14 protein-coding genes are annotated in these 14304 nt (G+C 47.5%); 6 read left to right on the top strand and 8 right to left on the bottom strand.

What is annotated here, in order from left to right; genetic code table 11:
- Window positions 1–127: 127 nt before the first annotated feature.
- The 4 genes from obgE to ACO08K_RS14070 all read left to right on the top strand — a co-directional run bounded on the left by obgE (window position 128) and on the right by ACO08K_RS14070 (window position 2875).
- The gene (obgE, locus tag ACO08K_RS14085) at window positions 128–1204 is read left to right on the top strand and encodes a GTPase ObgE (protein ID WP_421797041.1); all 1077 of its coding nucleotides are present in this window, start codon (window positions 128–130) and stop codon (window positions 1202–1204) included.
- Window positions 1205–1375: 171 nt separating this feature from the next.
- Entirely contained in the window at window positions 1376–1849 is a 474-nt protein-coding gene (locus ACO08K_RS14080) for a single-stranded DNA-binding protein (protein WP_421797040.1), read from the top strand.
- 79 nt (window positions 1850–1928) lie between these two features.
- A complete protein-coding gene (locus ACO08K_RS14075) occupies window positions 1929–2525 on the top strand; it encodes a hypothetical protein (protein WP_421797039.1) in 597 nt (198 codons plus the stop codon).
- 137 nt (window positions 2526–2662) lie between these two features.
- The gene (locus tag ACO08K_RS14070; protein WP_421797038.1) at window positions 2663–2875 is read left to right on the top strand and encodes a hypothetical protein; all 213 of its coding nucleotides are present in this window, start codon (window positions 2663–2665) and stop codon (window positions 2873–2875) included.
- On the opposite strand, the gene ACO08K_RS14065 is transcribed toward ACO08K_RS14070, so the two are convergent.
- From ACO08K_RS14065 to ACO08K_RS14050, 4 genes are all read right to left on the bottom strand, one after another.
- Window positions 2855–3496, bottom strand: coding sequence for a LysE family translocator (locus ACO08K_RS14065; protein ID WP_421797037.1), 642 nt, complete (start codon window positions 3494–3496; stop codon window positions 2855–2857). The genes ACO08K_RS14070 and ACO08K_RS14065 overlap by 21 nt on opposite strands.
- A gap of 105 nt (window positions 3497–3601) precedes the next feature.
- On the bottom strand, window positions 3602–4453 hold the full coding sequence (locus tag ACO08K_RS14060; RefSeq protein WP_421797036.1) for a lycopene cyclase domain-containing protein: 852 nt from the start codon (window positions 4451–4453) through the stop codon (window positions 3602–3604).
- Window positions 4454–4461: 8 nt separating this feature from the next.
- Window positions 4462–5298, bottom strand: a complete 837-nt coding sequence (locus ACO08K_RS14055) for a phytoene/squalene synthase family protein (protein WP_421797035.1) — start codon at window positions 5296–5298, stop codon at window positions 4462–4464.
- Between the two features lie 32 nt (window positions 5299–5330).
- Window positions 5331–6803, bottom strand: a complete 1473-nt coding sequence (locus ACO08K_RS14050; protein ID WP_421797034.1) for a phytoene desaturase family protein — start codon at window positions 6801–6803, stop codon at window positions 5331–5333.
- Window positions 6804–7005: 202 nt separating this feature from the next.
- Here ACO08K_RS14050 and ACO08K_RS14045 point away from each other — a divergent pair, with 202 nt between their 5' ends.
- Together ACO08K_RS14045 and recA are read left to right on the top strand one after the other, a co-directional pair.
- Window positions 7006–7245, top strand: coding sequence for a hypothetical protein (locus ACO08K_RS14045; protein ID WP_320027591.1), 240 nt, complete (start codon window positions 7006–7008; stop codon window positions 7243–7245).
- A 177-nt stretch (window positions 7246–7422) separates the two neighbouring features.
- The gene (gene recA / locus ACO08K_RS14040) at window positions 7423–8484 is read left to right on the top strand and encodes a recombinase RecA (protein ID WP_421797033.1); all 1062 of its coding nucleotides are present in this window, start codon (window positions 7423–7425) and stop codon (window positions 8482–8484) included.
- A 66-nt stretch (window positions 8485–8550) separates the two neighbouring features.
- On the opposite strand, the gene ACO08K_RS14035 is transcribed toward recA, so the two are convergent.
- The 4 genes from ACO08K_RS14035 to hutH all read right to left on the bottom strand — a co-directional run bounded on the left by ACO08K_RS14035 (window position 8551) and on the right by hutH (window position 14269).
- The gene (locus ACO08K_RS14035) at window positions 8551–9558 is read right to left on the bottom strand and encodes a formimidoylglutamase (protein WP_421797032.1); all 1008 of its coding nucleotides are present in this window, start codon (window positions 9556–9558) and stop codon (window positions 8551–8553) included.
- A gap of 176 nt (window positions 9559–9734) precedes the next feature.
- Window positions 9735–10976 (bottom strand): imidazolonepropionase, encoded by a 1242-nt coding sequence (gene hutI, locus ACO08K_RS14030; RefSeq protein ID WP_421797031.1) that lies wholly within the window; start codon window positions 10974–10976, stop codon window positions 9735–9737.
- Between the two features lie 118 nt (window positions 10977–11094).
- On the bottom strand, window positions 11095–12747 hold the full coding sequence (gene hutU, locus ACO08K_RS14025; RefSeq protein ID WP_421797030.1) for a urocanate hydratase: 1653 nt from the start codon (window positions 12745–12747) through the stop codon (window positions 11095–11097).
- Window positions 12737–14269 carry a histidine ammonia-lyase gene (hutH, locus tag ACO08K_RS14020; protein WP_421797029.1) on the bottom strand — a complete coding sequence of 511 codons (1533 nt, stop codon included), beginning with the start codon at window positions 14267–14269 and terminating at the stop codon, window positions 12737–12739. The genes hutU and hutH overlap by 11 nt, the downstream gene beginning before the upstream one ends.
- Window positions 14270–14304: the final 35 nt, after the last annotated feature.

Raw genomic sequence — 14304 nt, 5'->3', positions numbered from 1 at the left:
GGTTGAGAAGTTGAGAAGTTGAGGCTGCCGCAGCGTCGGTCACCGAGCGAAGTCGAGGTGCAAGATGCTGCGGCAGCCTCAACTTCTCAACCTTCCTCAACTTCCTTCAACTCCTCAACTATGCAGTGTGGCTGAACAGAACTTTGTAGATTATGTGAAAATTTGTTGCCGTTCTGGCGCGGGGGGATCAGGATCTGTTCATTTTCTTCAGGACAAAATGACGGCAAAGGGAGGCCCTGACGGCGGCGATGGCGGCCGGGGTGGGCACATCATCCTGCGGGGCAATCGCAACGTGTGGACCCTGCTGTCCCTCAAATACCGCAAGCACGTGATTGCTAAAGCGGGCGGCAACGGCCGGGGTGGCAATTGTACGGGCGCCGATGGTGAGGACGTCATTCTGGACGTTCCACTGGGCACGGTAGCCAAGGACGCAGAAACGGGCGAGATCGAATTCGAAATCACCGAACACGATGAAATAAAAATCATCACACCGGGTGGCCAAGGTGGCAAAGGCAATGCCTTTTTTAAATCCCCCACCAACCAAACACCCAGCCATGCCCAACCGGGCGGGCCAGGGCTTGAAGAATGGAAAATTCTGGAGCTGAAGGTATTGGCGGACGTAGGTTTGGTTGGCTTTCCAAATGCAGGTAAATCGACCCTCTTGTCCGTGATTTCGGCGGCCAAGCCCAAAATTGGCGATTATCCCTTTACTACCCTGACGCCTAACCTGGGGATTGTGCCTTACCGCGATGGAAAATCCTTCGTGATGGCCGATATACCGGGGATCATCGAGCACGCCAGTGAGGGCAAAGGTTTGGGTTTGCGTTTTTTGCGCCACATCGAGCGCAATTCAACGCTCCTGTTCATGGTACCTGCCGATACCGACGACATCAATCGGGAATACCAGATTTTGGAGAATGAGCTGCGGGTGTACAACCCGGAATTGTTGGACAAACCCCGATTGTTGGCCATTACCAAGGCAGACCTGATCGACGATGAGCTAAAAGAAATGCTACTGCCCACTATTCCGAAAGATATTCCACATTTGTTCATCTCCGCCGTAGCCGAACAGGGCCTGATGGAACTCAAGGATTTGTTGTGGGAAAGCATCAATTCAGCGCCAAAGGATACGATCAATTTGAACATTGCCAATCCTCATCGCTTGATCCACGGTACCCGTTCGAAGCATTCCGAAGAGGAATAAGGTACAAAAAGGAACTCGATCTTTTTTATACAGCACTGTTTATCAAATAGCTATACTTTTGGACTGCCTTCTTTTTGCCCAAACTGCGCGGGAACAAAAAAATGAAAAATGGTAGTGCGGGGGTATAGCTTTTTGTTTTACTTTGTTGTAAATTTATAAAAATTTAAAACAATGGTAAATCGTGTAATTCTCATTGGCAACTTGGGACGCGACCCCGAAGTCCGCAGTTTGGAAAATGGTGCAATGGTAGCCAAGTTTTCACTGGCTACAAGTGAAAGTTACAAGGACAAAGAGGGCAACTGGCAGGATCTGACCGAATGGCACGACATTATTTTGTGGCGCTCAGTTGCTGAACGGGCCGAAAAGAACTTGAAAAAAGGTATGATGATTTATCTGGAAGGTAAGTTGACGCATCGCACCTGGCAAGACAAAGAAGGCAATAACCGCAAAACCACAGAGGTGGTTGGCGAGTATTTCCGTATCGTAGACGCGCGTAAGGGTGGCACAGGCGGCAACAGCAACTATTTCCCTTCCGAAAAAGACGATCCATACAATCGCAACAATACTTCCAGCGTTAGTGAAGCGCCGATGCCCACTTCTGCTGAGGAAGCACCCGTAACGGCAGATGATGATTTGCCCTTTTAGTTTACAGGCATACATCGCAAAGTCAAAGGATTAAGCCCTCAGACTTTGCGATGTTATGGCCGCATGCTGATTTAAATACATGGCCTTACTCTTTCGTTTTGCATTTTTATTATCGATTGCTGGATTGGCAATAGCTTGTGATGCGCCCACACCCATTCCACGCCCAAGGGCCTTTCCTCGGGTCATTTATCCACAAAAAGCCTTTCGGCCTTTTGATGAAAACTACTGTGCATTTACTTTTCAATATCCTACTTGTAGTGTAGTCCAGCAGGACACCGGGCAAAACGGTATAAAGCCTGATAACCCCTGCTGGTTTGATTTATACTATCCAGATTTTGAGTGCCGGATTTATTGCACTTACTCCAGAATTGGGGTAGGGAAGTCTCTGGATAAACTCAAATCCGATGCATTTGAACTCGTGGACTGGCACAACAAAAAAGCCAATTACATCGAAGAAGAACGCATCAATCGTGGCCCAGACCTGCAAGGGATGGTTTTTTCCATTGAAGGCCCTGCGGCAACCCCTTTCCAATTTTTCATTACGGATGAAAAAGAACATTTCTTTCGGGCTTCCTTGTACTTTAAAACCAAGATCAACACGGATTCATTGGCCCCCGTGTACGATTTTGTAAAAAAAGACCTGCGAAAAATGATCGAAACGTTTGAATGGAACTAGAATAATTGTACCTTAATTCCTACATTCTATTCCCCAATTTTTTTGACTCCCTCACCAAAAAACTCATAGCAATTTGCCTTCTTCCTAGTGCAAAAAGTGTCTAGATTGGACATTTTTTGTTTAAACTGTTATGAGTTGTGAAGCTACCACGCATCAGCTTTAAAAAAGGTATTTCTTTGGCCGAAGTAAAAAAATTGTATCCGGATCTTCAGGTTTGTCCGCAGGTGCTTGCGGGAAAAGAATACATTCAGGCCCAGGTCAGTGTGCCTGGAGTAGGTTTATTGATTTTCGTTTTCTCTACGTTGGAACTACTGCTCGAATTCGAAATTTTACCCTTGCAGCAGGAATAAAACCCTGAACAACAAAACCACTCCGAAAACAATTAAAGCGCCCCCCGATATTCGGCGCAACCAAAGCAGGTGAACGGGTCGCAAACTGTAGCGAATTTTTTTCGCCAAAATCACTTTTAATAAATCGGTTACCACAATGGTACCCAGTACACCCCCAAAAAACCAGGAGGCCTGCTGGCCATCAAACCCATCTTTAACCACTACTGTTCCCATCAAGCTGGTCCAAAAAAAGACGGTAAAGGGGTTGATCGTATTGATCAAAAAACCTTTGATGAATAAGGATAAATAACTTGAACTGCGTTTGTACTCCGGCAGGACACCGGTCAATAAACCCTTGGGGATGGTCAAAAGGGTGACCAATCCAAAACAAGCCAGCAAGATGCTGCCTGCAATGCCCAGAATCAGGGAAAAACTTGGTGCTTTTACAATTTCTGCCAAATAAGACACACCATAATATACCGCCAATACAAAAGAGGTATCACTTACCCAAATGCCTAAGGCAACCATTGCGCCGGCTCGGAAGCCTTCTTCAACACTAGTTTGTACCAACGCGAAGAAAATGGGCCCAATCATAAAACTAAGAATAAGCCCTACTTTGATACCACTCAAAAGCATGTCCATCTTGTACTCGGTTCTTTATCGCTTGCTGAAATAGTGGCCCAAAGTTAAACGCAAAAAAAAGAAGGACGTAAAAAAGTAGACTAAGGGACTATAAAAGCCCCACTACTAATGGTTCTTGCGCAACCACTCCAACCAGTAACAAACCCCAAATAGGAGTAAAAAACCATACACCGCATCTTCAAATGGTACAGAAAGGATACGAATGCCCATATACTCTTCAGGGTTGTACAACACAATCGGCTCTTTGGTAAAACCACCAGTAAGTACCCCATCTACCAATAAAAAAGGGATCAAAATGACCAAAAAAGCCCGATAAAAGCGGGTACGGTAAGTGTTTGGAACATAGTACCAGTGGTACAACATAAAGCCACCAGTAAGGATAAAGGTAGTACTGGAATACGCTTTGCTAATATAAAGAAGGCCAAGTATAAAACAGCCAATGATCAATCCGAGGGTGATGGGTTTGTCCCAACGCGCCAATGGATCGCCCGGAAAGTAGGCGTTGAGGCATTCGTAGATAAAGATACTGGCAAAGGGTACCGTTACAAAAAACAGCAACTCTTCCCAGGGCAAGTATACGATGTTCAGCCCGGTGACATAATACCCATTAAAGCCCCAGACCCCGGCTAAAGTTTTGTACACATCCCAGACGATGAAAAAAGCCGCCATGATGAGGATGGAAGGAAACAAATCCAGCCAGGATTTATAATAATGCACCTTGCGGTCAAAACTCAACAAAAAAACAGGCACGAAAGTGAAAATATGTACATAAGCATAAGTCAATCTGCTTTCCAGAAAAGGCAAATGGGCCAAAGTTGGTACATCGTAAACCAACTGCCCCAGGTTGATGTGTCCTAAAACCGCGAGTAAAATAACAAGTGCATAAGGCCATAACAAAATAGGCCATTTCCAACCATTCGACATCGGTGTATGGGGAGCTGTAAGATCTGTTTTCATATTCGATTTTACAGCAAATTTAAACTATTCCTGACGGCTGAGCTCAAAAGTAGAGCAACCTTTCGACCATCGTGCACCCGAATTCTTTGTTTTTGTACCTGATGCGCCGGAGAATTTTTGATTTTTTGAAACAACTTGGTATAATACACGTACGCCAAATACACCCCAAAACGTACACCCTTAGGCAATTGTACAATACCCGTATAAGCGTGATCAAAATCAGCTTTGATATCGGACTCTATTTTAAGTTTATCTGCTTCGGTAAATTGACGAAAATCCACTCCTGGAAAATAAACCCTGCCCCTTTCATCAAAATCACTTTTCATGTCGCGCAGAAAATTGATCTTTTGGAAGGCTGCTCCCAGACTACGTGCCGGCGCTTTCAGGCGTTGGTATTCCTCATCATTGCCATTGGTCCATACCCGCAGGCACATCAGTCCGACCACTTCTGCTGAACCATAAATGTACTCCTGGTACAAACGATCCTCGTACTGGTGATGGTGCAAATCCATTTCCATGCTGAACAAGAAAGCTTCAATCAGTTCACGTTCGATTTTGTACTGATTGACCACTTGTTGAAATGCTTGTAAGACCGGGTTAAGGCTAATGCCCTCCTCGATGGCCCGATAGGTGTCTTCTTTAAAGCGCTGCAAGAGCTCGGCTTTGTTGTATCCGTGAAAAGTATCCACAATTTCATCAGCAAAGCGGACGAATCCGTAAATCGCATAAATCGGTGCTCGATAAGCTTTGTCAAACACCTTGATCCCCATCGAAAATGAGGTACTGTAGCGTTGGGTGATCAGTTGGCTGCACTCCATACAAGTGCTGTTGAATAAACTCATCATAGGTTCGGCTGATTTTTAGCGTGTTTTTGATTTTATGGCCATAATTTAGCGACCTCGCGCGCTACCACCTGCCCCGAAATGAGTGAAGGTGGTACGCCTGGTCCAGGGGTTGTGAGCTGGCCCGTAAAAAACAGGTTCGCTATTTTTTTACTACGTAGTTTAGGCTTCAAAAAGGCGGTTTGAAATAAAGTATTTGCCAGGCCGTAGGCATTTCCTTTAAACGCGTGGTAATCCTGTACAAAATCGCGATGCGCGTAAGAGCGCTTGTACACCACTTCCGAGCGGATTTCCTGCCCCGTGAGTCGCTCCAAACGTTCCATCACCACCTGGTAATAGCGTTCCCGCAGGGCTTCAGTATCTTCCAAATCCGGGGCTAAGGGAATCAGGATAAACAAGTTTTCATATCCTTCCGGGGCTACACTCGGATCGGTGATAGAAGGCGCACAAACGTAGAACAAAGGCTTCTCGGGCCAACGCGGCTGCTCATAAATATCGATCGCGTGTTGGGTGAAATCTTCATCAAAAAATAGGTTGTGGTGTTGGAGGTTCTTCAGTCGCTTTTTCACTCCTACATAAAACAACAAAGAAGAAGGTGCCATAACCCTGGTTTCCCAATACGTCTCATCGTAATTGCGCTGATCCGGAGCCAGTACTTGTTGGTCCAGGTGGTGGTAATCCGCACCACCTACCACAGCATCGACCGCATATTCTGCGTTCTGGGTGATGACTTTTGTAGCCAGGCCATTGCTAGTGACGATTTGTTTGACCTCTTGATTGAGCTGCAATACAACCCCCAATTCTTCGGCCAGACTCACCATGGCCTCTACAATTTTGTACATGCCACCCATGGGGTACCAGGTGCCCAAAGCCATATCTGCGTAATTCATCAGGCTGTACATGGCTGGAGTTTTGGCTGGGGTTGCTCCCAGGAAGAGTACCGGAAATTCCAACAATTCGATCAACTGACGATTCTTGAACAATTTCCGCACATGCGTCGACATGCTGGTGAACATTTGCAGGCGAAACATACTTTTGAGGATACGCATGTCGGCAAATTCCAGGATGGAATGACTGGGCTTGTGTACAAAATCAGCCATTCCAACCTCGTATTTGTATTGAGCTTCGTCCAGAAATTTTTTCAGGTTGTGGCTGCTCCCCGGCTCGTAGCGCTCAAAAAGTGCAAAGAGTTCGTCCATGCCCGCAGGCACCTGCATGACATCATCCTGGCTAAAAAAAATGGAGTAAGAAGGATCCAGACGCTTGAGTTGGTAATAATCAGCGGTTTTTTTTCCAAAATGGTTGAAAAACTGTTCAAACACATCCGGCATCCAGTACCAGCTGGGCCCCATATCAAACACAAAACCGTCTGCAGTATACTGGCGGGCACGACCACCGGGCACACTGTTTTTTTCCAAAATAGTGACGCTGTGCCCTGCTTTTGCCAAACAACATGCAGCAGCCAGGCCAGCAAATCCAGCCCCAATTACAACTACTCTTTTTGCCAAGGTATTTTCTTTGTTGGTGTAAAAACTGGAAGGGTAACAGCGTTTGGTGATTTTTGTTTAAGCTTTTCCTTTAAAACTTAGACAAAACCAAATTGCCCAAAAGACGCCAATTAGGCATTTGTGAAATAATTTTCGGATTGGTGCAATATTTTTTTAGCTTCGTTTGTTTTACACTTGATATTCAGTCATTAAACAATGCTACATGGATCAAACCTTTACTCAAGACATGCTCATTAAATACCTTTATCAAGAAACTTCGGCTGCGGAAACGCTGGCCGTTCGTGAAGCGCTGCAAGACAACATTTTACTACGCGAAGAATACCGCGAACTGCGCAAAGCTTACGAACAACTGCCCAAGGTAAAGTTCAATGCGAAGGCATCCACTTTACAAAATATCCTGCAGTACAGCAAACGCTCAGCTGCCCTTCAAGGTCAGGATTAAGGTATCAGATGGTACACGTGAAAAAGCGGAATCTGGATGATCATCCAGGTTCCGCTTTTTCTTTTTTCTAAAAATTGTTTCACAAAAATTTGCATTTAAAACATTTAATACTAACTTTGTAGAAGCTTGTTTAAGCTGTTAATATTATTTGAGCATACAAACGTAACACAAATCACCATGTCGCAACTGGACAAAGACCAAAAGTTAAAAGCCCTCCAACTTACCATGGATCGTCTGGATAAGACCTTCGGTAAAGGCACGATCATGCGTTTGGGCGATAAACAAGTAGCCCATATTGAAGTCATTCCTACAGGTTCATTAGGTCTGGATATTGCGCTGGGCATCAATGGACTCCCCAAGGGTAGAATCGTGGAAATTTATGGCCCGGAATCTTCCGGTAAAACCACACTAGCCATTCACGCCATTGCAGAATGTCAGAAGCAAGGTGGAATTGCGGCCATTGTGGATGCAGAACACGCCTTTGATCGCTTTTACGCTGAAAAGTTGGGCGTAAAGACGGATGAGCTCCTGATTTCTCAACCCGACAATGGTGAACAAGCCCTTGAAATTGCTGAAAACCTGATTCGCTCCGGCGCTATCGATATTTTGGTTGTGGACTCTGTTGCTGCACTGGTACCGCGCAGTGAAATTGAAGGGGAAATGGGCGATTCCAAAGTGGGTGTACAAGCCCGTTTGATGTCCCAGGCCATGCGGAAACTGACCGCCAGCATCAGCAAAACCAATTGCTGCTGCATCTTCATCAACCAGTTGCGCGAAAAAATTGGGGTGATGTTCGGTAACCCTGAAACCACTACTGGGGGTAACGCATTGAAATTCTATGCTTCCATTCGTTTGGACATCCGTAAATCCGGCGCAGCCATCAAAGACAAGGATGGAAACGTGGTTGGTAACCAGGTGAAGGTAACCGTAAAGAAAAATAAACTGGCACCACCATTCCGCGTTGCTACTTTCGACATCACCTTTGGTGAAGGGGTATCTAAATCCGGCGAGATTGTGGACATGGGCGTCGATTACGATGTCATTCAAAAGAGTGGGGCCTGGTACAGCTACGCTGGTGCTAAAATTGCCCAGGGTCGTGAATCTGCCAAGCAATTTTTGGTAGACAACCCAGAAGTGGCTCTGGAATTGGAACTCAAAATTAAGGATAAACTCCTCGCAAGCCCTGAAGCCATTAAATTGGCACCCATCAGCGGCAGCGATGATGATTCCGACGATTAAATACTAGCTCACAATGAGCACAAATAAAAACCGCGTTGATCAATAGACCAATGCGGTTTTTTTATTTTATGGATTTCGCTCCAGATATCCTTTTACAAAATCGCTAACCAAGTAACTCAATAGTTTTCCCGTACTGCGGTTTTCTAAACCGTTTTCCAAACTAGTAGCGGCCTCACAAATGTGCAAGTAGGCAATTTCACAACGCCGAGCCGTTTGGTACAAATAATACCGGACTTGTTGGGTACTGATGCCGCTCGGGGTTAGGGCACTGGACAATACATTTTCGATACAATCTACATCCAACTCAATCCCTACCCGATTTCCTCCACGCTGCGTAAAGGCAATAGATTGCTCCAGGGCTTGAGCAAAGTTTAGTTTCTCCCGCAAAAAGATGTCTTCCCAGGTTGAAAACTGGATACCAGGATGCTGTTGTAAATCCTCTAAAATGGTTTCAGGGGTATAGTTTTCATGCAAACCCAAGATGGAATACCCTTGCAAATACCCCTCTTCCTGCGCGTAACGAAAACCATTGCCACTATGCCTACCTTCCATTATGCGATAATCGGAATGCGCATCCAGATTGATACAATTCACCACTGCATCGGGCTTGTTTTTTCTCATGCCCAGGGCTGCTCCCTTCAGGTTGGCATAGGCTCCGGCGTGGCTTCCTCCAATGATCAAAGGGATTTTCCCGGCGCCCACAATCTGGCTAACCAATGCACTGACCTCGGCATCGATCTGCTCTACTTGTTGCCGCATCAAGGCTACATCGGTATGATTTGGCAAAACCGTAAAATCAAAATGCCCCAACAATTGAATTTCCTGGCCCCGCAAAAATGGCGTGTCTTGCACGTTCAGAAAGGCGTTTAGAAAAGCATCCCATGCCGTAGCTGCACCACCCAGGCCAAAATTGGCGCGGGCACCCAGGTCTTCTTTTACGCCAAATAAGGCAAACCGAGGGCCGGAGGATTCGAGCTCAGCTTGAACCAGGATGCGTTCACCTAACTTGGTTTCATATGGGCGGATGCGGGTACGGGATTGGACGTCGGTGAGGTTAGCGGGATGAAAATGCATGGTTCAACGTTGAAAGAACGTGCATCATCTCGAGTTTTTGCAACGCCAAAGCGACATTTTTTTAGCACAAAGGACACAAAGTGGGCACAAAGGACACAAAGTTAGACGTTGACGACTCTTTGTGTCCTCTGTGCCCACTTTGTGTTCTTTGTGCTAATAAAAATGTCGCTTCGGGATCACAACTCCCGATGATACACACTCCCATTAATCAATACTTGTTCAATCAAATTGCTGCCAAAAGCATAAGGCAGATACGCCAACGAAGGCATCGCTTTGGTCACCATCAAGTTGGCCCTTTTGCCCACCGCAATACTCCCTACTTCCTCTTGTACTTCCATCGCACAAGCTCCATTAAAAGTTGCTGCATTGATGGCTTCTTCGGGCAGCATCCGCATTTGGATACAACTCAATGCGACCAGAAATGGCATATTGCCACTTGGCGAAGAGCCCGGATTGAAGTCAGTAGCCAAGGCCACTGCCGCCCCCGCTTCGATCAACTGCCGCGCCGGAGGGTATGGTAAACGCAGGAAAAAAGCGGCTGAAGGCAGCAAGGTTGCAATCGTAGGATGTTGGGCCAAAAGTTGAACTTCTTCTGGACCAATGTTTTCCAGGTGATCTACCGAAACCGCTCCCGCCTGAATCCCCACTTGCACTCCCCCTGAATTGTGCAATTGATTGGCGTGTAACTTGGCTTTTAACCCGTAGCGTCGACCGGCCTCTAAAATCTGTGCGGTTTCAGCTGGTGTAAAAAAACCTTGTTCGCAAAATACATCGATGTAGTCGGCCAATCCTTCGAGGGCAATGACTGGCAACATTTCTTCAATGATTTGGCGGATGTAACCACGCCGATCATCTTTAAACACAGTTGGAAAAGCATGTGCGCCTAAAAAGGTGGCTTTGATCGGAATATTTGCTTCCTGCTTGAGGCGTTTGATTACCCGTAGCATTTTTATTTCTGCTTCGGGAGTCAGCCCATAGCCACTTTTGATTTCAATCGCGCCAGTGCCTAGTTTTTTTAAGGCCTCCAATCGTTTCCAGGCTTGTTGGAACAGTACTTCGGCTGGTGTTTTTTGCAGTAACTGGGCTGAATTCAAAATTCCTCCGCCTTTTTGAGCGATCTCCGCATAAGTAAGTCCGCGGATTTTGTCCACAAATTCCTGCTCACGGCTGCCTGCAAAAACCAGGTGGGTATGCGAATCACACCAACATGGCAGTACGTACCGACCGCTCAGGTCTTGAGTCTGAGTGGGGCTTTCGTAAGTTTTTAATGCACTCATTGGACCGTAGTCCACGATCTGAGTGCCTTCTATGCGCAGGTAAGCTTGCTCGATACTGGGCAATTGCCCCAGTGCCTGACCACGCAAAGCTTTGGTTTCAGTATGTACACCCAATAAGTATTTGATATTGGTCAAAAGCATGGAGGTGGCAATTTTAACCAGCTAAGTTTTAGTGAACCACCTTAGGCACCTTAGAACACCTTAGGAGTATACTTCTGAGGTGTTCTAAGGTGCCTAAGGTGGTTCATTAATAGTTCTTCTATTTCAATTCCAAACGATGTTGCCGCGCCACATCCTTCGCAATATCATACCCAGCGTCCGCATGGCGAATAACCCCCATCGCAGGGTCGTTGTGCAGTACCCGCTTGAGGCGGCGCGCAGCCTCTTCGGTACCATCGGCCACGATTACCATCCCGGCATGGATGGAGTAGCCCATACCTACCCCACCGCCGTGGTGCAAGGACACCCAGCTGGCGCCACCCGCTGTATTGATCAGAGCGTTGAGGATCGGCCAATCGGCTACGGCGTCTGAACCGTCGAGCATGGCTTCGGTTTCGCGATTGGGGGAAGCCACCGAACCTGTATCGAGGTGATCGCGCCCAATCACAATCGGAGCTTTTACCTTACCCTGCCTCACCAGTTCATTGAAGGCCAGTCCAGCTTTTTCCCGTTCGCCCAATCCCAACCAGCAAATCCGGGCAGGTAGCCCCTGGAAAGCAATTTGTTCCTGCGCCTTGTGAATCCAGCGGTGCAGGGAGTGATTTTCAGGAAACAGTTTCAGGATGAGCTCGTCGGTGACCCGAATGTCTTCTGGATCGCCAGAAAGTGCAGCCCAGCGGAAAGGTCCTTTGCCTTCACAAAACAGGGGGCGAATGTAAGCTGGAACAAAGCCGGGGAAATCAAAAGCATTTTTCAACCCTTTTTCAGCCGCCCGACCCCGCAGGTTGTTGCCATAATCAAAGGTGACAGCCCCGCGTTTTTGCAGTTCAATCATCAACTCTACGTGCCGGACAATGGAGCGATAGGCCATTTCCAGGTATTGCTCGGGGTTTTCAGTTCGCAGGATATTGGCTTGTTCAACACTGATCTCGTGTGGAAAGTACCCAATGATCGGGTCGTGTGCCGAGGTTTGGTCGGTTAGAATATCCGGGGTGATGTTGCGTTCCAACATCCGCTCCAATAAATCCACAATGTTGCAATGCACCCCAATGGAGCGTTTTTCACCCAGTTTGCGCAATTCCAATGCCCGGTCAATCGCCGCATCGATGGACTCCATTTGTTCATCCAGGTAGCGGGTTTGCAGGCGTTTTTGGATGCGCCATTCTTCTGCTTCGGCCACCAGGCAAACCCCATCGTTCATGGTCACGGCCAGAGGCTGAGCTCCACCCATACCACCCAAACCCGCCGTAACGGACAGCGTGCCGCGTAAGGTGCCACCAAAATGTTGATTGGCGATTGCAGCAAAGGTTTCATAGGTACCTTGAACAATCCCCTGAGAACCAATGTAAATCCAGGAGCCTGCGGTCATCTGACCGTACATCATCAGTCCCTTTTTCTCCAACTCGTTGAAGTGTTCCCAGTTGGCCCAATTCGGTACCAGTTGGGAATTGGAAATGATTACCCGGGGTGCATCGGGGTGAGTAGGGAGCACGCCGACTGGTTTGCCCGACTGGATGAGTAAGGTCTCATCGTTGTTCAGGTTTTTGAGCGCCTTGATGATCAGGTCCAAAGCGGCATGGTTGCGGGCGGCCTTTCCACGACCACCGTACACGATGAGTTCTTCAGGCCGTTCGGCTACCTCGGGATCAATGTTGTTGAGCAACATGCGCAGGGCGGCCTCTTGAATCCAACCCTTGCATTGCAGGGTGCTGCCGGTGGGCGTTTTATACTGATTTATGGTTTCAAGCAACATGGGTTGTCCATTTATAACGATTGATGAAGGAGATGCTTAGTTGTAAGTCATCGGCCAATACCCGATCAGCCTCATTAAAGGAGACTAATTTTCGAAATGCCTGGTGTAAATCTTCCACCTGGCTTGAACTGGTCAAAGGTCGCCGAAACTCCAGCGCCTGAGCCGCAGTCAAAAGTTCAATGGCCAATACCTTGTACACATTGTTCAACACGCGGGCACATTTGACGGCTGCATTGGCGCCCATACTGACGTGGTCTTCCTGCCCATTGGAAGATACTATCGAATCAACTGAAGCGGGCGTACAGAGCTGTTTGTTTTCACTCACGATCCCCGCCGCAGTGTATTGGGGAATCATCAAGCCGGAGTGCAAGCCAGGGTTTTTGATCAAAAACAAGGGTAAACCCCGTTGACCAGACAACAATTGATAGGTACGTCGCTCCGAAATGCTGCCGATTTCAGCCATGGCAATGCTCAAAAAATCGAGTGCCATGGCTAGCGGTTGGCCATGAAAATTGCCGCCGGAAAGAATCAGATCATCGTCGGGAAAGACATTGGGGTTGTCGGTCACTGCATTGGCCTCGCGGGTCATCACTGTGAGGGTTTGGGCAAAAACGTCTTTGGAAGCGCCATGCACCTGGGGAATGCAGCGAAAAGAGTAGGGGTCCTGGACTTGCTCCTTGGTCTTTTCGGCAATGCTGCTGCCACTCAGGTATTGGCGAATTTTTGAGGCGGTGTCGATTTGTCCGGGATGGGGACGGATTTGGTGCAAACGTTCGTGGAAAGGTTGTAAACTTCCATCAAAGGCATCAATGCTCATGGCCGCAATGAGATCGGCCAACTGCAGCGCACGTTCGGCCTGGATCAGGTTGTAAAACCCGTAGGCCAGCATGAACTGGGTGCCGTTGATCAGTGCGATGCCCTCTTTAGCCTGGAGTTGGATGGGGTGCCAACCGTGTTGGGCCAGCACCTGCGCAGCAGGCACTTTTTTACCTTTAACCGTCATTGTTCCCAATCCAATCAGGGGTAGGCTGAGGTGTGAAAGCGGAGCCAAATCACCCGAGGCACCCAGTGAGCCCTGGGTGAATACGACGGGCAAAAGGTCGTGGTTGAAAAAATCGATCAGGCGTTCAACGGTGTTCAGTTGCACGGCGGAATAGCCTTGTGCCAAGGACTCGATTTTGAACAAAAGCATCAGGCGTACAATATCCGCTGGCACTTCTTCGCCCAAACCACAGGCGTGGGATTGCAGCAAATTGTACTGCAAATCGCTGGTTTCTGCCCGGTTGATGCGCACATTTTGCAGGTACCCAAAGCCGGTATTGATGCCATAAAACAATTGCTCCGAGCTGGCCAGTTTTTGATCGAGATAGGTTCTACAATCCTGGATACGAGCTTTCGCCGCTGGGGCCAAGGCCAATTGCCAACGTTCTTGTACAATGGTTTTGATCAGCTCCAGGGTCAATTCGGTGGAGCCGATTTCATGCACACTCGTTTTAATCACTCGATCCAGGACTGCAGGCATGTGTATTGGTTTTATTTGGTCCCACAAAATTACAT

This window comes from Haliscomenobacter sp. (assembly GCF_965225875.1).
Taxonomy (GTDB): Bacteria; Bacteroidota; Bacteroidia; order Chitinophagales; family Saprospiraceae; genus Haliscomenobacter.
Note: the sequence above shows the minus strand (reverse complement) of the source record. Positions and strands in the feature narration are given on the sequence as shown.

Bases quoted from the DNA above. Each gene is read 5' to 3' on its own strand.
- hutH (WP_421797029.1), bottom strand. From the start codon at position 14,269: ATGCCTGCAGTCCTGGATCGAGTGATTAAAACGAGTGTGCATGAAATC.
- ACO08K_RS14060 (WP_421797036.1), bottom strand. From the start codon at position 4,453: ATGAAAACAGATCTTACAGCTCCCCATACACCGATGTCGAATGGTTGG.
- ACO08K_RS14035 (WP_421797032.1), bottom strand. From the start codon at position 9,558: ATGCATTTTCATCCCGCTAACCTCACCGACGTCCAATCCCGTACCCGC.
- ACO08K_RS14055 (WP_421797035.1), bottom strand. From the start codon at position 5,298: ATGATGAGTTTATTCAACAGCACTTGTATGGAGTGCAGCCAACTGATC.
- recA (WP_421797033.1), top strand. From the start codon at position 7,423: ATGTCGCAACTGGACAAAGACCAAAAGTTAAAAGCCCTCCAACTTACC.
- ACO08K_RS14080 (WP_421797040.1), top strand. From the start codon at position 1,376: ATGGTAAATCGTGTAATTCTCATTGGCAACTTGGGACGCGACCCCGAA.
- ACO08K_RS14045 (WP_320027591.1), top strand. From the start codon at position 7,006: ATGGATCAAACCTTTACTCAAGACATGCTCATTAAATACCTTTATCAA.
- ACO08K_RS14065 (WP_421797037.1), bottom strand. From the start codon at position 3,496: ATGGACATGCTTTTGAGTGGTATCAAAGTAGGGCTTATTCTTAGTTTT.
- hutU (WP_421797030.1), bottom strand. From the start codon at position 12,747: ATGTTGCTTGAAACCATAAATCAGTATAAAACGCCCACCGGCAGCACC.
- ACO08K_RS14075 (WP_421797039.1), top strand. From the start codon at position 1,929: ATGGCCTTACTCTTTCGTTTTGCATTTTTATTATCGATTGCTGGATTG.
- hutI (WP_421797031.1), bottom strand. From the start codon at position 10,976: ATGCTTTTGACCAATATCAAATACTTATTGGGTGTACATACTGAAACC.